The sequence below is a fragment of the Klebsiella sp. BDA134-6 genome, assembly GCF_015601345.1.
Taxonomy (GTDB): Bacteria; Pseudomonadota; Gammaproteobacteria; order Enterobacterales; family Enterobacteriaceae; genus Klebsiella; species Klebsiella grimontii.
This window is the reverse complement of sequence record NZ_CP064784.1, coordinates 2,132,681-2,154,131: the sequence shown is the minus strand read 5'-3', so window position 1 is coordinate 2,154,131 and position 21,451 is coordinate 2,132,681. Positions and strand designations below refer to the sequence as shown.

The 21,451-nt window shown below is 52.7% G+C and carries 16 protein-coding genes and 1 pseudogene; 9 read left to right on the top strand and 8 right to left on the bottom strand.

The features are described from left to right. Positions 1 to 385: 385 nt before the first annotated feature. Entirely contained in the window at positions 386 to 1,333 is a 948-nt protein-coding gene (leuO, locus tag IYV58_RS09765; protein ID WP_004131162.1) for a transcriptional regulator LeuO, read from the bottom strand. 889 nt (positions 1,334 to 2,222) lie between these two features. Between leuO and IYV58_RS09760 the strand changes: the two genes are divergently transcribed. From IYV58_RS09760 to IYV58_RS09740, 5 genes are all read left to right on the top strand, one after another. Further along, positions 2,223 to 2,603, top strand: a complete 381-nt coding sequence (locus IYV58_RS09760; RefSeq protein ID WP_032742300.1) for a hypothetical protein — start codon at positions 2,223 to 2,225, stop codon at positions 2,601 to 2,603. Between the two features lie 47 nt (positions 2,604 to 2,650). Continuing rightward, on the top strand, positions 2,651 to 4,675 hold the full coding sequence (locus IYV58_RS09755; RefSeq protein WP_195729546.1) for a protein-disulfide reductase DsbD family protein: 2,025 nt from the start codon (positions 2,651 to 2,653) through the stop codon (positions 4,673 to 4,675). A 7-nt stretch (positions 4,676 to 4,682) separates the two neighbouring features. Continuing rightward, on the top strand, positions 4,683 to 5,405 hold the full coding sequence (locus IYV58_RS09750; RefSeq protein ID WP_142445475.1) for a DsbA family protein: 723 nt from the start codon (positions 4,683 to 4,685) through the stop codon (positions 5,403 to 5,405). A gap of 44 nt (positions 5,406 to 5,449) precedes the next feature. Beyond that, positions 5,450 to 6,208: a thiol:disulfide interchange protein DsbG gene (gene dsbG / locus IYV58_RS09745; protein WP_004131154.1), complete on the top strand. Its 759-nt coding sequence runs from the start codon at positions 5,450 to 5,452 to the stop codon at positions 6,206 to 6,208. Between the two features lie 107 nt (positions 6,209 to 6,315). Next, positions 6,316 to 6,651, top strand: a complete 336-nt coding sequence (locus tag IYV58_RS09740; RefSeq protein ID WP_004131153.1) for a gamma-glutamylcyclotransferase family protein — start codon at positions 6,316 to 6,318, stop codon at positions 6,649 to 6,651. A 43-nt stretch (positions 6,652 to 6,694) separates the two neighbouring features. Here the strand turns inward: IYV58_RS09740 and IYV58_RS09735 are convergent, their stop codons facing one another. Continuing rightward, the gene (locus tag IYV58_RS09735) at positions 6,695 to 7,723 is read right to left on the bottom strand and encodes an LLM class flavin-dependent oxidoreductase (protein WP_004131152.1); all 1,029 of its coding nucleotides are present in this window, start codon (positions 7,721 to 7,723) and stop codon (positions 6,695 to 6,697) included. A gap of 192 nt (positions 7,724 to 7,915) precedes the next feature. Continuing rightward, complete coding sequence (locus tag IYV58_RS09730; RefSeq protein ID WP_049112743.1) at positions 7,916 to 8,293, bottom strand: RidA family protein; 378 nt, start codon at positions 8,291 to 8,293, stop codon at positions 7,916 to 7,918. A gap of 245 nt (positions 8,294 to 8,538) precedes the next feature. On the opposite strand from IYV58_RS09730, the gene IYV58_RS09725 reads away from it, so the two are divergent. Beyond that, positions 8,539 to 9,426, top strand: a complete 888-nt coding sequence (locus tag IYV58_RS09725; RefSeq protein WP_049112745.1) for an ATP-grasp fold amidoligase family protein — start codon at positions 8,539 to 8,541, stop codon at positions 9,424 to 9,426. A 35-nt stretch (positions 9,427 to 9,461) separates the two neighbouring features. On the opposite strand, the gene IYV58_RS09720 is transcribed toward IYV58_RS09725, so the two are convergent. Continuing rightward, a complete protein-coding gene (locus IYV58_RS09720) occupies positions 9,462 to 10,532 on the bottom strand; it encodes an ATP-binding protein (RefSeq protein WP_004131147.1) in 1,071 nt (356 codons plus the stop codon). Beyond that, positions 10,529 to 11,233, bottom strand: a complete 705-nt coding sequence (locus IYV58_RS09715; protein ID WP_004131145.1) for a response regulator — start codon at positions 11,231 to 11,233, stop codon at positions 10,529 to 10,531. Before IYV58_RS09715 ends, IYV58_RS09720 begins: the two co-directional genes overlap by 4 nt. A gap of 358 nt (positions 11,234 to 11,591) precedes the next feature. Here IYV58_RS09715 and IYV58_RS09710 point away from each other — a divergent pair, with 358 nt between their 5' ends. Beyond that, positions 11,592 to 11,978 carry a colistin resistant protein CrrC gene (locus IYV58_RS09710; protein WP_049112746.1) on the top strand — a complete coding sequence of 129 codons (387 nt, stop codon included), beginning with the start codon at positions 11,592 to 11,594 and terminating at the stop codon, positions 11,976 to 11,978. A 318-nt stretch (positions 11,979 to 12,296) separates the two neighbouring features. Next, positions 12,297 to 15,416: a multidrug efflux RND transporter permease subunit gene (locus IYV58_RS09705; RefSeq protein WP_195729545.1), complete on the top strand. Its 3,120-nt coding sequence runs from the start codon at positions 12,297 to 12,299 to the stop codon at positions 15,414 to 15,416. Between the two features lie 647 nt (positions 15,417 to 16,063). On the opposite strand, the gene IYV58_RS09700 is transcribed toward IYV58_RS09705, so the two are convergent. After that, positions 16,064 to 16,285, bottom strand: coding sequence for a cold shock domain-containing protein (locus IYV58_RS09700; RefSeq protein ID WP_123828288.1), 222 nt, complete (start codon positions 16,283 to 16,285; stop codon positions 16,064 to 16,066). Positions 16,286 to 16,950: 665 nt separating this feature from the next. On the opposite strand from IYV58_RS09700, the gene cspA reads away from it, so the two are divergent. Next, complete coding sequence (gene cspA, locus IYV58_RS09695) at positions 16,951 to 17,163, top strand: transcription antiterminator/RNA stability regulator CspE (protein ID WP_004131139.1); 213 nt, start codon at positions 16,951 to 16,953, stop codon at positions 17,161 to 17,163. Between the two features lie 139 nt (positions 17,164 to 17,302). Here cspA and IYV58_RS09690 read toward each other — a convergent pair. Together IYV58_RS09690 and acnB are read right to left on the bottom strand one after the other, a co-directional pair. Further along, a pseudogene (locus tag IYV58_RS09690) lies at positions 17,303 to 18,735 on the bottom strand (DASS family sodium-coupled anion symporter). 108 nt (positions 18,736 to 18,843) lie between these two features. Further along, on the bottom strand, positions 18,844 to 21,444 hold the full coding sequence (gene acnB, locus IYV58_RS09685; protein ID WP_112165296.1) for a bifunctional aconitate hydratase 2/2-methylisocitrate dehydratase: 2,601 nt from the start codon (positions 21,442 to 21,444) through the stop codon (positions 18,844 to 18,846). Positions 21,445 to 21,451: the final 7 nt, after the last annotated feature.

Here is a 21,451-nt window from a genome sequence, read left to right as displayed (position 1 = left end):
GGCTACGTTAGTTCACCCCAGTCACTTACTTGAGTAAGCTCCTGGGGATTAATGAGAGGCTCCTGCCTCTCACCGGAGGCCAGCCTTCGGCTGATCAAATTCGTCCCCGACGAATTTGTCACTCCCTTGCCGCCTCGAAGCAACTCGACATCTATTGGGTATAGAAACCGCCGGTTGGCTCTGCCGGACAAATGCGCGATTTTCTGCAAAGAGATATTTTAATGAAATTCTGGCGGGTTAATTTTAGTAATACAGCGTATTTCATCCGGTCATCATTGTCTGATGAACAAGAGTAAAGCGAGGTAGCTTAAATAGTTTTCAGAGGAGGAGTTGAGCGTTAATAATAAAATACCTGGCGTCTTACCAGGCATTTCTTCAGGTCTGTTTAGCGCTGGCAAATTTTTATCAACAGTTCCGCCATCCAGCGGTGGCTTCTCTCCTGGCCCGCCGTTTCATGCCACGAAAGATAGCAGGTACGGCTGTCCATGTCTAAAGGCAGAGGCAGCAGCTGTAGCGCAAACTGCTCTTCAAACTCTTTCGCCAGCCATTCCGGCGCGATAGCCACCATATTGGTTTGCGACACGACGCTCAACACGCTGACCATCGCATTACCGTGAAAAGCGACGCACGCCCGCTGCTCTTCAGAGCTATACCAGGGATAGCTGAAGGAGGCGTAGCGATCCAGCGCGACGGTGGCGTGCTGCTCGCGATAAATATCCTCCTCGCTCAGCGGCGATGCGATACGCGGATGGTTGCGTCTGGCCACCAGCACCATCCGGTCATGGAACAGCGGGATACTGGTAAATTCCGGATGATTGAATTTGTTGTAATCGAGTACAAATTCCACCTCCTGATAGCGCAGCTGATTTGTCACCTGCTGACTTAGCGAAGATTTAAAGGACAGACTGACCCTGGGCGCAATCTCACTTATTTTGTTAAAAATAAGCGGCGTCAGATAGTTATCCAGCGGGCTACAGACGCAAAGGTTGTAGAGACGTTCGCAGTCCAGCGGATCGAAAAGCGTATCCGGTAGCTCATTTTGCACCAGCGATAGCGCGCGTCGAACCGAGCTAAAGAGTTGAAAGGCGCGCTCTGTCGGTTTAATGCCGCGGCCGTTGCGGACAAACAGTTCATCCTTAAACAGCACCTTCAGGCGAGAGACCGCGCTGCTGACCGCAGGCTGAGACATGCCCAGCGTTTGCGCCGCTTTGGTTAGGCTTTGTTCCTGCATGACAGTATCAAAAATGGTCAGCAGGTTGAGGTCGACTTTCCGCAATACCGGCTGCAGGACTTTCGGTTCAGAGGTTGGCTTAGATGTTGTATTTTCACTCATGTAGGGAACTCCACCAGCACATTAATCAGCGATTCTGCTGCGTAACACTGAGACTTTTCGCCAAAGGAAAAAAATGGGCAGATAAATCACCATCGGCCCCAGCAGCCATGTGTTATCGGTTTCCAGCAGCACGCTCAAATGTATGAAACTTATTATCAAAATGGTAAACAGCAGAAGAATATGAAACGTATTATGTTTTCTGGAGAAAACGGCATAGCGGTAAAGCATTCATTTTTCCTTCGTTCACTCCTTGAACAACGGAGAATACCATATAAAAAGTGATGAAATTTCTGAAAAATACGCGACTTAATCCTAATAAGTAAATTCTCATTAAAATTAATCGACTGGACTTAGCTAAATCGAGAAGCAGGCAGGACGCTGATATTCCTTTGCCGCAAAGGGGGGGGCTAAAACCGGATAATAACCTTCTGTGACTCACAGAGGCTAAAGAATAGAAATGATTTCGCAGGAAATAGTCACGTATAAGCAGCAATAGCCGGGAGGAGACCAGGGCGCTGGGCGAAATAAAAATTGTGCGGAAGCGGGAAGCACTCTGTTAACGTACTAAGTCGATATTGGGCCGCCATCGAGGCCTCGAACCCCGTTCCCTACAACGTATGTCGTTCGCTCTTCCAGATGAGCTAATGGCGGTCAGGTGCTAATCAGCAAAGTTCAGCAGTGGCGTGCCGATACCAATTAGCGACGCGCATACTAGCCCGTTGAATGGGCGGTGTAAATAATATAAATGCACGAAATATCTGGATCCCCCTTCTCTGCGCCGCCGATGCGGGTCACCTTTGAGGATGCAGACAAAACCTTACACGCCAGCCTCTTGTGCATTGATAAGGATTGTTTATGATCCCCGGGTTCTGAAATGTCCTGGTACCCTATGCGCAACCGTCGACTCCCTGGTAAATGGTTTTTGATACTCACCTGCTTCGTCATGGCTTTCTGCCTTGTTCAGCGGGCGGCCTATCTGCACCATTTTTTGGCGGACGCCAGCGCCCAGGCGCAGGACAGCGCTCTCAGCGCGCAGGCCAAGCAGCCCTCTTCAGAGGAGGCTGAGCAAGGGCCTTCGCCCTGTCAACTGAGCGCCAAATCCCTGCTCTGCGCGCAGCCGCTTTTCTTCGATGGCGCGTTACCGGCCGTTATTTTATTCCTTGCCCTGCTTCAGCTGCTCGCCGCAGGCCGTCCGGTGGTTTTCCGGGACGATCCCGTCCGGCCTCCCACGCTGCGAATACATCTCAAAAACTGCGTTTTCCGTGAATGAAAAAATCGTTCTTAGACGATTAGTTTTTTAAATTCACGGAGAAAAAAATGCTGAATATCTTCAGGGGCTTCGTCTTCCTGGTGCTGACCTGCGCGGGCGTTGCCCACGGGGCGGACACAGGATGGCTGACATCCCCGCAAAACGACCACGCCCGGATCCGCTTTCAGGCGGAAAAAGGCAAAGATCGGATCGACGGACTGCTCTCTATTGAGCTGGCTTCCGGCTGGAAAACCTACTGGCGCTCGCCGGGTGAAGGCGGCGTCGCCCCGCAAATAATCTGGAACAACGGCGAACGGGCGCGGTGGTACTGGCCTGCCCCGTCAAGATTCAAGATTTCCGGCCTGACGACCCAGGGCTATCACGACCGGGTAGCGATCCCGATAACGATCGCCGCCGCGCCCGGCGACGTGCTGGAAGGCACGCTCACGCTGTCGACCTGCAGCAACGTCTGTTTGCTGACCGACTATCGGCTGCGTCTCGATTTCAATCAGCCCGCAGACGGCGAGTTCCGGGAAGCCTTTGCCCGGGCCATGCGCGCCGTCCCGGTGGATAACGGGGTGACGAACGATGTCGCCGCGCATCTTGTCGGTAGCCAGCTGGTCATCACCGCGACCACGACCGGCGGATGGAAAAATCCCGGGATCTATTTTGACCCGATGGACGGTGGGATTGTGGCCGGCGATCCGGACGTACGCGCCGAGGGCGACCGCCTGAAGGTGACGGTGCCGGTCACCGATGAATGGGGAGAAATACCTGCCACGCTGGCGGGAAAAGCGCTGTCGTTGGTGCTGACAAATGGCGAAAAAGCGCAGCAGATGAACCTTATCACTGGTGCGGATCTCGCGCCAACGGCGACGGTTAGTCTCGGGAAAATAGTGCTTTTCGCGCTGCTCGGCGGCGTCATCCTTAACCTGATGCCCTGCGTGTTGCCGGTGATGGGTATGAAGCTCAGCGCGGTGCTGCAGGCTGGGGCAGATCGGGGCCCGGTCCGGCTACGTTTTCTGGCCACCAGCGCGGGCATCCTGACCTCGTTTGCCCTGCTGGCGCTGATGGTGACGATGCTCAAGCTCACCGGCGCTTCACTGGGCTGGGGGATCCAGTTCCAGAATCCCTGGTTTATCGGCGTAATGGTTGCCGTCACCTTTCTCTTCGCGCTGAATCTGTTCGGGATAGTCGAGATGCTGCTTCCCTCGACTGCCGTTAGCCGGATGGCGACCGCCGGCGGCGCCGGGATAGCGGGGAGTTTCTGCGAGGGCGTTTTTGCCACGCTGCTGGCAACGCCCTGCTCGGCCCCCTTTCTGGGCACGGCCGTCGCTTTCGCGCTTGCCGCTCCGCTTCATGAGCTGTGGCTGATTTTCATGGTGCTCGGGCTGGGGATGGCTTCGCCGTGGCTGTTCGTCGCCCTGTTCCCGCAAACCGCCGGCCTGCTCCCCCGCCCCGGCCGCTGGATGAACACCCTGAAAATGGCGCTTGGCGTCATGATGCTGGCCTCCAGCTTCTGGCTGGCGACGCTGCTCGGCGTTCACCTCGGCGAGACCGCCAGCGGCGTGATGGCGCTGGCTCTCACCGTAGCGGCCCTGATCGCCTTGTTAGTCGCCCATCAGCGAACGACTCCCGCCCTCTGGCTGGTGGTTATCGTCCTGGCGGCGTATGGCGGTTTTCAGGTTCGCGGTCTGCTGGCGCAGGGTTCCACCGTCTCGTCGCCGCAGGCTAACGCTCAGCAAATTCGCTGGCACCCCCTCAGCGAGGAGGCCATCCGCAGCGCGCGGGCTGAGGGCAAACGGGTGTTTATCGATATCTCCGCCGACTGGTGCGTAACGTGCAAAGTGAATGAACACCGGGTGTTAAATCAGCCCGCGATCATCCGCGCGCTGGCTCAGCCCGATGTCGTGGCGCTGCGCGGCGACTGGAGCAAGCCTTCTGAGCCGATCGCCCGTTTCCTGCAGAGCCGAAATCGCTACGCCATTCCCTTCAACCAGGTCTACGGTCCGGGCCAGCCGCAGGTAGAAATACTGCCGCCGCTGCTCGATCAACAAACCGTCCTCAACGCCCTCAATCATGCCAAAGGTTAAATTAACGATGAAAAAAACGCTGCTCACCCTCGCTCTCCTCCCGGCATCTTTGACGGCTGCGGCGTCTTCGCCCCTTACGCCGGCACAGGAGGCCCGCGTGCAGGAACTGGTTCAGGAGACGCTCATCGGCCATCCTGAAATTTTGATCGCCGCGGCCGAAAAACTCGATCGGCAGAATGCCCAGGCCGGGCAGGAATCGCTAAAGCAGGTGCTGTCGCAGGACGGCGATTTTCTCTTTCACGATCCCAACTCACCGCGAATCGGCGCGCAAAATCCGAAGCTGACGCTGGTCGTCTTTACCGATCATAACTGCCCGTATTGTAAAAAGTTTGACCCCTATCTGGAGAAAATTGTGGAAAAATACCCGGATGTTGCGGTGATCTTTAAGTTTCTGCCCTGGCGCTCCGAAAGCTCAATGACCGCGGCCAGGGATGCGCTCACCCTGTGGCGCACGCATCCTGCACAGTTTGTTAAATTTAACCATATCCTGATGGCGAAAAAGGGGTATCACGACAGTGCCAGCATTGAGCAGGCGAAGAAGAAGGCGGGAGTCATTGTGGCTCAGCCGGATGCGCAAAGCCTGGAGACGATTAAGCGCAGCTTTGCTGTCGCCGAAAAGCTTGGCATTCAGGGAACGCCGGCCACGCTTATCGGCGATGAGATGCTCTCAGGCTGGATCCCCTGGGAACAATTTGATGCCACAATCGGCGACGCGCTGAAAAAACAGTAACCCACGTCAGGGGGAGCGATCCCCCTGCATTGCGAGGCGATATGATGAAATACTTTTTACTGCTGGCGGCCTGGATGATGCCAGGCCTGGCGCTTGCCGAGGGGGCGATCCCCCAGATAGTTAAAAATTTTGGTGAACAGCAAGGGATTAAAATTATTAAGGAGATAGATTCCCCCGGCGGCGTGAAAGGCTGGGTCGGTCAGTATCAGGATATGGGGGTGACCCTGTTTTTGACGCCGGACGGGAAGCACGTTATTTCCGGGTATCTTTACGATGATAAAGGGCAAAACCTCAGCGAGGGCTACTTTAAAGAAGCGATCTATACCCCGCTAGGCCGCGAAATGTGGAAAAAGCTGAACGATGCCCGGCCGCTCAAGGAAGGCGCTGATTCCGCTGCCAGAAAAGTGATTGTCTTCGCCGATCCGTTCTGCCCCTACTGTAAGACGTTCTGGTCAGCGGCGCAGCCGTGGGTAAAAGCCGGTAAGGTCCAGCTGAATACCCTACTGGTTGCCTTTCTCAACCCGAAAAGCGGCCGCTACGCCACGGCAATCCTGAATGCCAAAGATCCGGTAGCCGCCTGGCAAGAGTATGAACTCTCTGGCGGCAAAAAAATCCCGCGCTTTGACGGCGTGACGCCGCGGGAAACCTTTACTCTTCTTCAGCATAACCAAAAGCTGATGGATGATTTGGGCGCCAGCGCGACGCCGGCTATCTATTACATGAATGAACAAAACGAGCTCCAGCAGGTGATCGGCATGCCCGATAAGAAGCAGCTGGTGGAGATGTTCGGGCCCGAGCCCTGATGAAGAGCGGGCGTCCCGCGGGGCGCCTTGCTAACCCAAGCCTGACTGCGTATTTTTAGTCTTACGCTGCCCTTCCGGGCATTCAACGTTTGAATGAATGAGGAATAATGGAACGCTTATTTGTCTACGGTACGCTGCGTCCGGGCCACTCGAATGCCCATATTATGGACAACATTGGCGGAGAGTGGCTGCCCGGCTATGTGAAGGGTCTGTTTTATGAACGCGGCTGGGGAGCAGCCGCGGATTTTCCGGGGATCGTGCTCGACAACAACGGGCCTCGGGTCAACGGCTACCTGTTCCTGTCCGCGAATCTTAGCGCCCACTGGCCAATGCTGGATGCGTTTGAAGAAGGCTACGATCGCGTTGCCGTGGACGTTACCACGGAAGACGGTCAGCGCGTGACCGCCTGGATCTATCAGCTACAGCCGAAGGTCGCAGCGTAAAACCCTTTCGCCCCGCGCGTGCGGGGCGTCGCTCAGCGCGGGTTTATGCGTCGCGCCAGCCCATTGCCGGCGCAACGTGCTTCAGTATGGACTCAATCACGTGGGCGTTATACTCCACGCCAAGCTGGTTCGGCACCGTCAACAACAGCGTATCCGCTTCGGCAATCGCCTCGTCCTGCTTCAGCTGTTCGACCAGCTTTTCCGGCTCTGCGGCGTAGCTGCGGCCAAAAATGGCGCGGGTCTTCTCGTCGAGGAAACCTATCGAATCGCTCTCGTCACGGCCTGAACCGAAATACATCCGGTCGCGATCGTTCATTAGCGCGAAAATGCTGCGGCTGACCGACACCCGCGGCGTGCGCGTATGGCCCGCTTCTGCCCAGGCCTCGCGATAGGCGCGGATCTGCTTCGCCTGCTGAATATGGAACGGTTCGCCGGTTTCATCGTCTTTCAGCGTCGAACTTTGCAGGTTCATCCCCAGCTTTGCCGCCCACATTGCCGTCGCATTCGAACCGGCGCCCCACCAGATTCGCTCGCGCAGCCCTTCAGAATAAGGCTCAAGCCGCAGCAGGCCCGGCGGGTTGGGGAACATGGGCTGCGGGTTAGGTTTCGCAAACCCCTCTCCGCGCAGCGCGTCCAGCAACACTTCGGTGTGGCGGCGCGCCATGTCCGACTCGTTTTCGCCTTCGCCGGGAACATAGCCAAAATAGCGCCAGCCGTCGATCACCTGTTCCGGCGAGCCGCGGCTGATACCCAGCTGTAAACGGCCGCCGGAGATTAAATCCGCCGCGCCCGCATCCTCGGCCATATACAGCGGGTTTTCATAGCGCATATCGATCACGCCGGTGCCGATTTCAATACGTTTGGTTTTCGCCCCGACCGCTGCCAGCAGGGGGAACGGCGAGCTGAGCTGGCGGGCGAAATGATGCACCCTGAAATAGGCGCCATCCGCGCCCAGCTCTTCGGCGGCAACGGCCAGATCGATGGATTGCAGCAGCGCGTCAGCGGCCGAACGCGTCCCGGACTGCGGCGACGGCGTCCAGTGACCAAATGATAAAAAGCCAATCTTTTTCATGACGTGGGTGTCCTGGGTTGCAGGGAAGTCGTCGGCAGATGGCGCATAATGAAAAACGTGTCTGCCACATTATGCCTCTACTCTACGCATAACCAGGTGAGAATAAATATCGTTTGTTTAACCGAATGCTTCAAATAAATTGATTGAGTCTGCTCGGCGGCGCAGACCGCGGCCCGGGCAATAAACACGGGCTCACAGGCCGAATATCGCCTCAATTTCAATTTTGAGATCCGCAGAAAACAGACGGCTGACTTCTACGAGCGAGCTGGCGGGTAGGTGATCGCCGTAATTCCGGTAAAGCACTTTGCGCAGCTCGCCGATCTCATCAAAAGAAGTGATAAAGATCGTGACTTTGATAAGAGACGAAAAATCAATGCCTTCGGCGCGGGCAACGGTTCGTATCTGCATAAAAATCTCCTCCGCCTGGGCGGCAATACCGTCGCGCTGCGCCCGGGTGCCGAACGCGGTGAGCCCTGAAATGTAGAGCGTGTTTCCGTGCTTAACCGAATGGACATAGGGCGCCTTGACCTCGCCCAGTTCGGGGTAATTTTTTCGTACCATCTGACTCATACCGATATCCTTATTTAAGTTAAAACTGACAACCCTCTGACGCGCTGTTGTGACCACCCAGCGTTGCCGTATCAACGGTATTTTTCCGATTCACTAAAAGCCGGTTCTTACTGGCGCCAGCCGCGAACGCGTTTGATTTCACGCCAGGGCTGGTCACAGCCAGCCTGCTCCATCTCCACTCCATAATCTGAACAATATCACTCAATCCTCCTTCGTCAGAATGTTCATTACGCTCAGGAGGAACCATGAACAAGCTGAACTACTCTCTTAAATACGTCGAATACTTATTCAGAAAATACCGGGGAATGATGACTTCGGATCTTTATTTTCATACTGCCAAACTCAACAAAACGTCACAAACCTTTGCTAATCTCAAAAAACCCATCACGCTGAGTGAGAAGATATGCCACCGCCTCGTCTTCGATCATAACGCCCTTTATACTCTGCTGGCCGACAAACTGGCGGTCAGAGAATATGTCCTCACACGAACGCAGCTTGTGCAGGTGATACCGTTAATTGGCGTTTACCAGCGCGCAGAGGATATTGATTTTAGCAGACTCCCGGCGAAATTCGTGTTGAAGTGCAATCATGACTGCGGCAGCACCGTTATATGCAGCGACAGAGACAATTTTAATCCAGCCAATACCTTAAACCGACTCAAGCTGGCGCTTAAAAAGAATATGTATTACACAACCCGAGAGTGGCAATATAAGCATATTGCCCCGGTTATTCTCTGTGAGATGTTTATCGACTTATTTTCTGACCGAGATAAAAACGTTACGCCTGAGATGTTAAGAATACATTGTTTTCATGGGGTAGCCTGCTTTGTGGAGGCTGATTTCACCGATAAACAGGGGCGCGAATATATTAATGTCTATGACAGATCGTGGCGGCTGCAGCCTTTTCAGATGGAATATCCAAACACACTGGGGCCGGTTCCTGAACCCGAATCCTTTCATCGCGCCGTCACTGCCGCGCAGGAATTGGCAAAAGAGATTGATTACTGTCGTGTCGACCTGATGCTAAAAGAAAATGAAATTTATTTCAGTGAAATAACATTAAGTCCGAAGCGAGGTAAACTTAATATCACACCGGCGATATGGGATGCTAAACTCGGAGACATGTGGCACTGATGTCTCCAGAAACAGGCTCAATTGAGCCTGTTTTCTCAGGGCAGGTTGACAGGCCATGATAATTTAAAAATCGAGTGATTTTCTCGTGACAACCGATAGCTCACACTACCGCCGTGAGCGAGCATAATCGCTTTGACGACCGATAATCCCAATCCGCAGCCTTGAGGATTAATATGTCTGGCATATTCTCCGCGCTGAAAAGGTTCAAATAACAACCGCTGGAGTTCTTCAGGGATTCCGGGACCACGATCCTGAACCAGAATATAATTTTCTTTGCCAGAGGTTCCATTCTTTATCAGCAAAGTTCGGGAGGTGGAATATTTTAACGCATTATCGAACAGCACCGTCAGGCACTGCGTCATACGCAAAGGATCGCAAACGCACAACTGCTGCTTGAGTTCAGTGATAAGGGTGAACTGCTTGCTGCGAAACTCCGGTAAAAAAGTGTCAAGCGCGCTGGTAATCGTCGCTTCGAGATCGACCTCACTGAGCGTCAGCGTATAACCGGCGCCGCCGGAGGAACTCACGACCCGCAGATCCTCAATTAAATTAGTCAGGCCTTCCGTTTGTCTCAGCAGGTTTCTGAATAGCGCGGGCTCTGGCTCAAATACCCCTTCTACCAGCCCCTGAAGCCTTCCGCGCAGAATAGTGACGGGGGTTCTGAGTTCGTGAGCGATGGCCGCGTTCCACAGGTTCCTCTGAACATCGAGGGTCTGCAGTTTTTCCGCCATTTCATTGAAATCATTAACAAGATTATTAATCTCGCCCAGCTGAGAGCTGGTGCCGGACGCTCGTGCGCCAAGATTGCCCTGCGAAATTTGTTTCAGGCTCTGGGCGACGGCATTTAACGGCGTCAATATTCTGGCGGAGAGTTTAACGGTAAAAAACAGCGATACCACCAGACTGGTGACTGAAGCTATCGTGATCCACAGCCAGTCCAGCAAGGTCATATCATCTTCGCTCCCGGAGACGGCGCCTCCCGGCAGGTAATCAATCAAGAAGCTATAAAATAGATAAGAGCCCACCACGGCGATAGCGATAATAATGAAGGTTAACGACAGCATATAGGTCAATATCTGACGGCTCAGAATCGTTTCTTTGTTCATTTTTTCTCACCTAACCGATAGCCCACTCCTCTGATGCTCTCCGGGATGCCTTTGAGCCCCGCGTGTTCAAGCTTTTTCCGCAGCTTACTCATATGGCTATCAACGGTTCGATCGAGTGAATCCCCCTCGGGCAGGCAGGCATCCAGTAACTCTTCGCGTGAGCACACCTTTCGCGGACTGCGCGCCAGGTAGGTCAAAAGCTTAAATTCGGTGGTGGTCAACACCGGGGTGACAATCTTATTCTCGACGGTAATTTCCACGTAAAATTCATCGGGATAGATTGTCAGAAACGGCAATCTCAATGGCCTTGAATTGGCGACTTCGGCATTCGGCCGGGTTCTGCGGAGTACCGCTTCCACTCTGGCGATCACCTCGGAGGGATTAAACGGTTTTATCACATAGTCATCTGCGCCGAGCCTCAGTCCCATCAGTTTATCGACATCCTGGTCAAGCGCGGTCACCATGATAACCGGCACGTTAGTCTCTTTGCGTAAGGTCGTCAGCACGTTCCAGCCATCATAAACGGGTAGATGGATATCCAGTAACACGAGGTCCGGTTTATGCAGACGGGTAAGATTGATCGCCTGCTCGCCGTCCTCCGCCCGACAGGTTTTCATTCCCGCCCGATGTAAATAGCCTGTCAGAATAGCGGCAATTTCATCGTCATCCTCGGCGATAATTATCAGATTGCTTTTGTTCATTTTAGTTTCCACATTACCGATAATAGATTTTATTTTATCTTAAAAAGATTTTATGCCGTACTTGTTTAAAGGTTCTACAACCAAATCTCAGGCACCTGCCGCGAGCGAATATTTTTCCGGTTAAAAGCAATGTGACAAGCCCGGAGTTAAAAAGTTGCACACACCGCATTTTTTCCTGCCGATATAAAGCACGCGGAACGCGTCTCCATACTGGCTACACAATCACGAAATAAACAATCAACATACCGCTGCGACAATCCATCATCGAGGAAGAAAAGTGCAAGCGTGAGTGTGACACGCACGCCTGTGAATTCAGCTCGCCAGACAACTGATGTGGGCCCCTGTCAGAGAAAACATTATGGAAAGCTTAAGTAATATTCGTCGTGAAAAAGTTCTCGCTGCCTTTATATTTTCCCTGACAGCATGGGCGTTACTTTATTTATGGTTATACCTGGTGCATGCCATTGATGAAAAGGTAGCTTCCACGACGCTGTCATCGCCATTGGTCGATGCCAGTATCACCTTCTCAGTCCTGGCGTTTATATTCCAAAAGAAACCTGGCGCGTTAAGAGAATTAGCGATTATCGTCTTCTGGCTGGTATTAATATTTATTTATAGCATTGTTGTATTTAATATTCTTTTGAATATTACACCCGGCATATATGATATTGTCTTTTATTATGAGTGTTTTTTGCTGATCGTTTTCTGCGGTTCCCCGGTGTATTTATTGATGCGGATGATTTGATTTTACGCCATGAGAAAGATAGCCCTCTTAAGCAGAGTGCGGTAGCCGCGCTCATAAGGTTAACCGGGAGTACACATACACACTCCCTCCATAAATCGGCCATTGGCGGTCAACATCGCGCATTTAGACTTCGCCTCTTCCTCCTCGACCTCGTTCTGGCCGGATCGCGAGATATGCCATTCGCGCAGGAGACAATTGCTCGAACGTTGCCGCCCGGATGACGCTATCGCGCGAGTTTACCGGAGGATAGGCCCCGGGAAACCGAGCGGTCATCCTGAATTTACTGACCTTTTTGTTTGTTGACTGGATGTCTATCTGATGCCGCACTTTTTTATTGAACGTCCTATTTTCGCCTGGGTGGTCGCGCTGTTTATCGTGCTGACGGGAATATTGTCCATTCCGCGCCTGCCGGTTGCGCAATATCCTGCCGTCGCACCGCCGGGCATTATTATTTCGCTCAGCTATCCAGGGGCCAGCCCGGACGTGATGAATACGTCGGTTGTTTCACTTATCGAGCGTGAGATTTCTGGCGTGGATAATTTGCTTTATTTTGAATCCACCAGCGATACCACCGGAATGGCTTCCATTACGGTAACCTTCACGCCGGGAACGGACATTAAGCTCGCGCAGATGGATCTGCAAAACCAGATTAAAATCGTCGAGCCGCGTTTACCGCAGGCGGTAAGGCAAAATGGTATAACGGTTGAGGCGGCAAATTCCGGCTTTCTGATGATGGTGGGGTTAAAATCCCCGACGGGAGAGTATCAGGAGGCTGATTTAAGCGACTATTTTGCCCGCAATGTGATCGATGAGCTGCGCCGCGTCCCTGGCGTTGGCAAAGTTCAGCTCTTCGGCGGGGAAAAAGCGCTGCGTATCTGGCTGGATCCTATAAAGCTCCACGGTTACGGGCTTTCCGTCACGGACGTCGTGACCGCTGTCGGCCAACAAAACGTGATTGTTTCTCCCGGCAGAACGGGAGATGAACCAACAACGCCGCAGCAGGCCGTTACTTATCCGATAACCGTTAAAGGTCAGCTCTCATCCGTTGAGGCGTTTCGCAACATTACCTTAAAATCTGAGGTGACTGGCGCACGGCTAAAGTTGGCTGATATTGCGCGCGTGGAGTCTGGGTTACAAAGCTATGCGTTTGGCATACGAGAAAACGGCGTTCCCGCCACGGCTGCCGCTATTCAGCTCTCTCCCGGCGCAAATGCGATCGGCACGGCATCGGGGGTCCGCGCGCGGCTCGCAGAGCTTTCAGGCGTGCTTCCTGAAGCAATGGCGTTCACGGTTCCGTTTGATACCGCCCCCTTTGTGAAGCTTTCTATTTTGAAGGTGGTGGAAACATTTGCCGAAGCAATGGTGCTGGTGTTTCTCGTTATGTTGTTGTTTCTGCACAAAATCCGCTGCACGTTTATACCTGCTATCGTGGCCCCGGTGGCGCTACTGGGCACCTTAACGGTGATGCTGCTTAGCGGCTATTCCATCAATATCCTGACCATGTTCGGCATGGTGCTGGCAATCGGCATCATTGTTGATGACGCTATTGTTGTTGTGGAGAACGTTGAGCGCCTCATGGAAGAAAAGGGGCTCTCCCCGAAGCAGGCCACGCGGGAAGCGATGAGCGAAATCACCCCAGCCATTATGGGTATTACACTGGTGCTGACCGCGGTATTTATTCCCATGGGTTTTGCCGACGGGTCGGTAGGGATTATTTACCGGCAATTCTGCATTTCTATGGCGGTGTCCATTTTATTATCGGCATTCCTGGCGCTGACGCTCACCCCTGCCCTTTGCGCTACGTTACTTCGGCCTCATCAGCCTGACCGGAGTAAAGGCGGCAGGTTTTCCGCATGGTTTAACGCCCGTTTTGACCGCCTCGCCTCATTTTACGCCTCCGGGCTCGGGTTTGTTCTGAAACGGACCGGACGCATGATGTTGCTGTATACCGCGCTCTGTCTCGCGCTGTATGCCGGTCTATCCTCATTACCTTCGTCATTTTTACCGGATGAAGACCAGGGTTACTTTATGTCGTCGATCCAGCTCCCTTCCGACGCCACGATGCAGCGTACGCTTAAAGTGGTACAACGATTTGAAGATGAAATCGCCGCGCGGCAGGCCGTTGAAAGCAACATCATGATCCTGGGATTTGGCTTTTCAGGCTCGGGGCAGAACTCAGCCATGGCTTTCACCACCCTGAAGGACTGGAAAAATCGCGAGGGCGCGACCGCCCAGGGTGAAGCAGAGTATATTCAACGCAGTATGGAAAGCGTTCCCGATGCCGTAACGATGAGCCTGCTCCCTCCGGCTATCTCCGACATGGGGACCTCATCCGGGTTTACCTGGTATTTGCAGGACCGTGGCGGCAAGGGCTATCCGGCCCTGAAAAAGGCAGCGGATGAGCTGGTAAAGCGTGCGAACCAGAGTCTCCTGTTGAACGATGTCTATATCGATGGGCTCCCTGAAGGGAGCAGCCTGATGCTTAACGTCGACAGGGAAAAAGCGGAAGCGATGGGCGTATCGTTTGATGAGATTAATCAAACGATTTCCGTCGCAACGGGCTCCAGTTACGTCAATGACTATACCAATAATGGCCGGGTTCAACAGGTGATCGTTCAGGCGGATGCGCCCTACCGTATGCAACCGGAGCAGTTATTGACGCTGTCGGTGAAGAACCGCTCGGGGCAGATGCTTCCTTTGGCGACGTTTGTGACGCTCTCCTGGAACGTTGCCCCACAGCAGCTCAATCGTTATCAGGGATATCCGGCCATCCGCATTAGCGGAAGCGCCGCCGCGGGCGAGTCCACGGGTAGCGCAATAGGGGCGATGGAGAGGCTGGCGGACCCGTTGCCGGCGGGTTTCGCCGGAGAATGGGCGGGGAGTTCGTTACAGGAAAAGCAGTCCGCGTCACAGCTGCCGGGGCTGATAATACTCTCGGTGCTGGTCGTATTTATGGTGCTGGCCGCACTCTATGAAAGCTGGTCGATTCCCTTCGCGGTAATGCTTGTGGTTCCTCTCGGCCTGCTCGGCGCGGTTGTGGCCGTGACGGTGGCGAATATGACCAACGATGTCTTTTTTAAAGTGGGCCTGATAACCCTGATTGGCCTTTCCGCTAAAAATGCGATTTTGATTGTGGAATTTGCCAGACAACTGATGAGCCAGGGAATGAACGTGGTGGATGCAACATTACTCGCCTCAACCCAGCGCTTACGCCCAATACTCATGACCTCGCTGGCATTTACATTAGGCGTCGTACCGCTGATGCTGGCCAGCGGAGCGAGCGACACGACACAGCATGCCCTGGGAACGGGCGTCTTCGGGGGCATGATAAGCGCAACGGTGCTGGCTATCTTCTTTGTCCCCGTCTTTTTCGTGATGATTACGCGGTGCATTGAACAACGTCGGAAAGGGGAAAACACCCCGCGCCATATTAAATAGCACGAGGTTGGTACGAGCGTTGCCGGAACGACAGGATGGGTTTTACGCCGCGTTAAGGGGAAGTATGTCGCCGCGCTTTAGACTCGCTTGCCTCACTCGTCGGCGGTCTGGTCGTCATCCATTATTCTGGCCAGTCGCTAAAAAGCGGCTGGCTAATGGCGCGCGCTTTTCATTGCATCCTGCCTGCCCGGATTGCACGGTTCTTTTGTGCCCGGGAGATAAAATTTTCCGGACGAGTCAGGCTGCGTTCCGCCCGGACACCCAGGGCGTCCAGACGCGGTCGCGCTGCCATCAGAGCCATTGCCCCCATCCGAGTTATTCCCATTCCCACCGTCGCCGCCATTACCGCCGTTAGCGGCATGGACTGAGAATGCGCACAGCATGAAGAAACACACCACAAAGCGTCTGACCATCACCATCCCCTGTCATCGGATTTAAATACTGACTGAAAGCCGGTGAATTGTACTCGCTTCCAGAATCCGTCGAACGCATTTCTGCCGCATTGCCGGATAAGAAAAACCGTACGCGACGCGACGGTCGTGGTGCTCAGGGACAGGGCATGGAATAAGAGAGGAATAATCCAGAGACAGGCCGTCGCGATATCGCCAACACGGCTTTCACTATCGCGGCCGTAACGCTATAAATCGTTATTTATCGCACAGTATAACATGGGTAGCAGCAGGACCTTTGTCGTCTCTATGGAGTACAGCATATTCAACTTTCTGGCCTTCAAACAGGGTATTAAAATTATCCCCACGAAGCGCCGTGCAATGGACCGAAATATCTTTGCCGCCATCGAGAGGTGAAATGAAACCAAATCCCTTCGACTCATTATACCACTTGACCAGACCTTTAATTCTTGAGGACATACTGACTCCAGTTGCGCATCAGGTAATTGACAGAAAACGTGTCGGATTAAACGTATGGACTCAAAAGAAAGGGGGTATCAGCGATAGCGCCTGGTAATGAGAACGGCCGATAAATTTTTTAAGCTCATGCGTTTTTTTCGAATTAATAATTTCATTAATGCATGAATACCATTCATAAGCAAATTAAATTTTAGCCATCCAGATGCCCCACTGGGGATAAAATAATGAGAAATGGCCTTAAATTTATCGCGCTGCGACGCATGATATGGCTTCACCACCGCATGAGCCTGTTCGCAAAAATAAAAAAATACCCCCTCCAGATTCATCCACGTTATCGTAATCCAAAATCTAGTTAACCCAATGAAACTATGATAGTTATTATCATTAAACCCTCAACAAGGCGCTGGCGAATCACTCCCCCTCTTTCCGTATTACTCTCCGTCCCGGCCATATCAATTGAAATAAGTCTTGCTATCCGCGGTGAAGTATGTGACTAATGATTAGTCGGTTAAGTACACAGACATAATAAAGCGGTTTAGTAAAGCAGTCCTCATCTCAAGTGTTATCCGTTGATAATTCTTCCTTTTGAGTCTCCTTATCGTTATTAATTAGATTCTGTGCGAAACCTTTTCGCCGTAAGGCTCAGATATGTTGAGGTATTATCAATGTCTAATAAAATGACTGGTTTAGTAAAATGGTTTAATGAGTCGAAGGGCTTTGGTTTCATCACCCCGGACAACGGTAGCAAAGATGTGTTTGTACATTTTTCGGCTATCCAGAGCGGCGGTTTTAAGACCCTGAACGAAGGCCAGAAAGTCGAATTCACCATTGAAGATGGCCAGAAAGGCCCTTCAGCGGGTAACGTCTACGCCATCTAAGCTGCGCTTTATTCACTGGCGTAGATTTCAGCTTCGCTGCCGATGATGGAGTCACGCCAGTTCAAAAACCCTGACATCATGTCGGGGTTTTTTCGTTATGTCGCGAGCCGCCAGGTTCAAATAAAAATGCAGGCCGGCCTCAAAGTATTCCGTGCTGAATCAAAAAGCCCCACCACGGAATGCCAACAACCATATGAACCAGAAAAGTTAATAACGCTATTATGGTCCCGGTTAACCACCAGGATTTAATATCATTATAACCGGCGGCAAAAATAATCGGCCCGGCGGCACCACCATAGTGCGTGATACAGCCCCGTAAGAGTTAGAAAACAGGATCGCGAGCGCCAGCAGCGCAGGCGCCGTTCCGGTAACCAGTCCGACGGTAGCGAAGACGGGAACCATAGCCGCGACGTATGCACCGCCGGAGGCGAATAAATAGCGCACGATGATGCTTAAAAAAACAATAATCACAATGGTCGTGTTACCGGCGCCGAGGAAATCCAGATGCGCGGACATAAAGGCGGCAAGCCATTTAAAAAATCCCTCTTTGCTTAAGGTCGCACTCAGTCCAATAATGCCGCCGTACCAGATTAACGTATTCCAGCCGCCCTTATTTTGCAGCACATCATTCCAGCAAATAACATTCGCGAGCAAAGCGCCAGCCATGGCGATCACCGCAACGGAGGATTCATTCAGCCCCAGATAATGAGAAAATATCCAGCCTGAGAGCGCGGAAATAAATACGACGATCAGCCCTTTCTCTTTCGAACTGATGGCACCCAATTCATTCAGGCCCGCAGTGGCTATTTTTATATTGTCTATTTCTTTTAATTGCGGGCGCACTATTTTGTAGGTGATATAAGGAATAACAGTTAACATCAATAGCCCAAGCGGTACCCCCGCCAGAGCCCATCCTACCCAGCTTATGCGAATATGAAAAATATCGGAAATTAACTGTAACGCTAAGGCATTTCCGGCAAACGCGGTCAAAAACATATAGCTGGTGGTCTTAGTCACCATATACACATTCACCATCAGGTAACGTCCGGCCTGACGCGGACTCTCTTTTGGCGTCGAACCTAACACCAGGGCAATGCTATTGATAATCGGGAATACGACGCCGCCGGCGCGCGCAGTGTTAGAAGGCGTCGCCGGTGACAACATTAGATCCAACAGCGCCGTGACGTACCCTAGCCGTAGGGTTGTCCCACCAAATTTTAAAATAAACCAGTACGCCAGACGTTTCCCCAACCCGGTAGTGACAAAAGCGGCGCTCAAAGTAAACGCGCTAAATACCAACCATGTCGTTCCCGAGGAAAAACCGCTCAGTACATCCATTGACTTGACGGGAGAGTCATCAAATCTTGCCACCGTTAAGCATGACAAGCCTACCGCCGACATCATAATCACGGGCTCAGGATAAGGCTTACTCACCAGCCCTATAATGGACGCCAGATAGATGCCGGCCAGTATCCAGGCTTCTTTCGTCAATCCGTCGGGGGGTGGAATTATTATAGCTAATATAATAATAAAAATAAGCACCGCTATTTTTATTAGCTTGGACTTCAACATGCTTCACCTCGGCTACAATCCGTGTCGTTAAAAGCAGAAGCCTCATTCTTCTGAAGCTTCCGCTGAACAAGTGAGCTATTCACCGTTATTGTTTAATGCAGTAAAGAATTAGCCAGCAAATGTTTTAATAATATTTTTTTCATTATTCGTTGACTGATACTCTGGCAGCCGATCGAAGTTCAGGTAACGATAAATGTCGTCCCTTGTTGCTTTGATTTTATCCATGTGCCAGAAATATTGTTCAACGGTCGGCATTTTCCCTATCATCGCCGCCACGGCGCTCAGCTCCGCCGACGCTAAAAAAACGTTCGCATCGGTGCCAAGACGATTCGGGAAGTTACGAGTCGATGTTGAAACAACGGAACTGCCCTGACGTACCCGCGCCTGGTTCCCCATACACAGCGAACAGCCGGCGGGTTCGATTCTGGCGCCCGTTTTTATGAACTGATTAAAGTACCCTTCACTGGCAAGCTGACGCGCATCCATTTTCGTCGGCGGAGCCAGCCACAGCCGTGCGGGTATCTCGCGGGCGTCGGCTATAATTTTACCGGCGGCGCGGAAATGGCCAATATTCGTCATGCAGGAGCCAATAAAGACTTCATCTATCGGCGTACGCGCGACTTCCGACAGCAGCCGGGCGTCATCCGGATCGTTCGGCGCACAGACGATAGGTTCGGTAATTTCCCTAAGATCGATCTCAATCACCGCGGCATATTCGGCGTTCTCATCGGCCACCAGCAGCGACGGATTCGCCAGCCACGCCTCAATTTCCGCAATTCGCCGCGCCAGCGTGGCGGCATTTTCATAACCCTGATTAATCATCCAGCGTAGCAATGTGGCATTGGAGCGCAGATATTCCGCCACGTTCTCTTCTTCCAGACGCAGCACGCATGCCGCTGCGGAGCGTTCGGCCGAGGCGTCAGCCAGTTCAAAGGCCTGCTCCGCTTTCAGCATGCCGAGTCCTTCGATTTCCAGGATACGCCCGGAGAAGATATTGATCTTATTTTTTTTCTCCACCGTCAGTAATCCCTGCTTTCTGGCATAGAGCGGAATGGCGTGCACCAGATCGCGCAGGGTTATCCCCGGCTGCATCTCTCCCGTAAAACGGACCAGTACGGACTCCGGCATATCCAGCGGCATAATGCCCGTTGCCGCAGCAAAGGCCACCAGCCCGGAGCCACCGGGGAAAGAGATGCCAAGCGGGAAACGGGTGTGAGAATCCGCCCCGGTCCCTACGGTATCAGGAATTAGCATACGGTTAAGCCAGGAGTGGATAATGCCATCCCCCGGCTTCAGCGCCACGCCGTTCCGGCGGCTGATAAATTCAGGCAGCGTTTCATGCAGCTTCACATCAACCGGCTTGGGATAGGCTGAAGTATGGCAGAAAGACTGCATAACCAAATCAGCGGAAAAACTCAGGCAGGCCAGATCGGTAAGCTCATCGCGCGTCATTCCTCCGGTAGTATCCTGCGAACCGACGGTAGTGACTCGCGGCTCGCAGTACTGTCCTGGTCGGATCCCGGCAACGCCGCAGGCTCTTCCCACTATTTTCTGCGCCAGCGTAAAGCCGGCGGCGGAGGATGCTGGCGCTTTCGGCCTGCGGAAAACGTCGGAGGGCGCAAGGTTCAGTGATTGCCGCGCTCTGGCCGTCAGGCTCCGGCCAATAATTAGCGGAATGCGCCCGCCGGCGCGCACTTCATCAAGCAGAACGTCCGTTTTCAGGGAAAATGAGGTGATAGGCTGCTGGCTGTGGGCTTCGCAAATTTCTCCGCGATACGGATAGAGATCAATCAGCATTCCCGTTGATAGCGCGGAAACATCCATTTCAAGCGGCAGCGCGCCGGAATCTTCCAGCGTATTAAAAAAGATGGGCGCAATATTTCCGCCAAAAACAAAGCCGCCGCTTCGTTTATTCGGCACCCATGAAATATCGTTGCCAAGATGCCATAAAATAGAATTAGTTGCCGATTTTCGGGAAGAGCCTGTGCCAACGACATCTCCGACGTAGACCAGCGGGTAGCCCTCTTTTTTTAACTGCTCTAGCTGCCGTATCGGCCCACGGCTTCCCGGTTCATCCGGGCTGACGCCGTCGCGCGGATGACACAACATGGACAACGCATGCAGAGGAATATCCGGACGTGACCACGCCTCGGGCGCAGGCGACAAATCATCAGTATTGGTTTCCCCCGGCACCTTAAATACTTTCAGCGTGATCTTCTCCGGCAGCGCCGGGCGACGTAAAAACCATTCGGCGTCGGCCCATGACTGAAGCACTTTTTGCGCCCAGGTATTTCCTTGTTTCGCCTTTTCTTCCACATCCTTAAATTTTTCAAAAATAAGCAGCGTAGCGCTTAATTGTTCCGCGGCGCTGCTGGCCCAGCGGGGATCGTCCAGTAAGTGGATGAGCGGTTGAACATTATAACCGCCCTGCATGGTGCCCAGCAGTTCAATAGCCTGCTGAGGCGCAATAATACTCGCAGGGTTTTCTTCTTTAATCTGCTGATAAAGAAAATCGGCTTTAATTTTCGCCGCCGGATCGACGCCCGGCGGCACGCGATGCGCTAACAGCTCAACAAGGGCATTTTTATCTTCGCAGGTCTTGCTGGTCAGTAATGTAATTAACTCTTGCGTTTGCTCAGCGGTTAACGGCTTCGGTGGAATATTTTTTCCAGCACGTTCATCGACATGCTTATTATAAGCTTCTAACATATGCTCT

Excerpts from the sequence above, each read along its gene's own strand:
- leuO (WP_004131162.1), bottom strand. The coding sequence starts at position 1,333 with ATGAGTGAAAATACAACATCTAAGCCAACCTCTGAACCGAAAGTCCTG.
- IYV58_RS09760 (WP_032742300.1), top strand. The coding sequence starts at position 2,223 with ATGCGCAACCGTCGACTCCCTGGTAAATGGTTTTTGATACTCACCTGC.
- IYV58_RS09755 (WP_195729546.1), top strand. The coding sequence starts at position 2,651 with ATGCTGAATATCTTCAGGGGCTTCGTCTTCCTGGTGCTGACCTGCGCG.
- IYV58_RS09750 (WP_142445475.1), top strand. The coding sequence starts at position 4,683 with ATGAAAAAAACGCTGCTCACCCTCGCTCTCCTCCCGGCATCTTTGACG.
- dsbG (WP_004131154.1), top strand. The coding sequence starts at position 5,450 with ATGAAATACTTTTTACTGCTGGCGGCCTGGATGATGCCAGGCCTGGCG.
- IYV58_RS09740 (WP_004131153.1), top strand. The coding sequence starts at position 6,316 with ATGGAACGCTTATTTGTCTACGGTACGCTGCGTCCGGGCCACTCGAAT.
- IYV58_RS09735 (WP_004131152.1), bottom strand. The coding sequence starts at position 7,723 with ATGAAAAAGATTGGCTTTTTATCATTTGGTCACTGGACGCCGTCGCCG.
- IYV58_RS09730 (WP_049112743.1), bottom strand. The coding sequence starts at position 8,293 with ATGAGTCAGATGGTACGAAAAAATTACCCCGAACTGGGCGAGGTCAAG.
- IYV58_RS09725 (WP_049112745.1), top strand. The coding sequence starts at position 8,539 with ATGAACAAGCTGAACTACTCTCTTAAATACGTCGAATACTTATTCAGA.
- IYV58_RS09720 (WP_004131147.1), bottom strand. The coding sequence starts at position 10,532 with ATGAACAAAGAAACGATTCTGAGCCGTCAGATATTGACCTATATGCTG.
- IYV58_RS09715 (WP_004131145.1), bottom strand. The coding sequence starts at position 11,233 with ATGAACAAAAGCAATCTGATAATTATCGCCGAGGATGACGATGAAATT.
- IYV58_RS09710 (WP_049112746.1), top strand. The coding sequence starts at position 11,592 with ATGGAAAGCTTAAGTAATATTCGTCGTGAAAAAGTTCTCGCTGCCTTT.
- IYV58_RS09705 (WP_195729545.1), top strand. The coding sequence starts at position 12,297 with ATGCCGCACTTTTTTATTGAACGTCCTATTTTCGCCTGGGTGGTCGCG.
- IYV58_RS09700 (WP_123828288.1), bottom strand. The coding sequence starts at position 16,285 with ATGTCCTCAAGAATTAAAGGTCTGGTCAAGTGGTATAATGAGTCGAAG.
- cspA (WP_004131139.1), top strand. The coding sequence starts at position 16,951 with ATGTCTAATAAAATGACTGGTTTAGTAAAATGGTTTAATGAGTCGAAG.
- acnB (WP_112165296.1), bottom strand. The coding sequence starts at position 21,444 with ATGTTAGAAGCTTATAATAAGCATGTCGATGAACGTGCTGGAAAAAAT.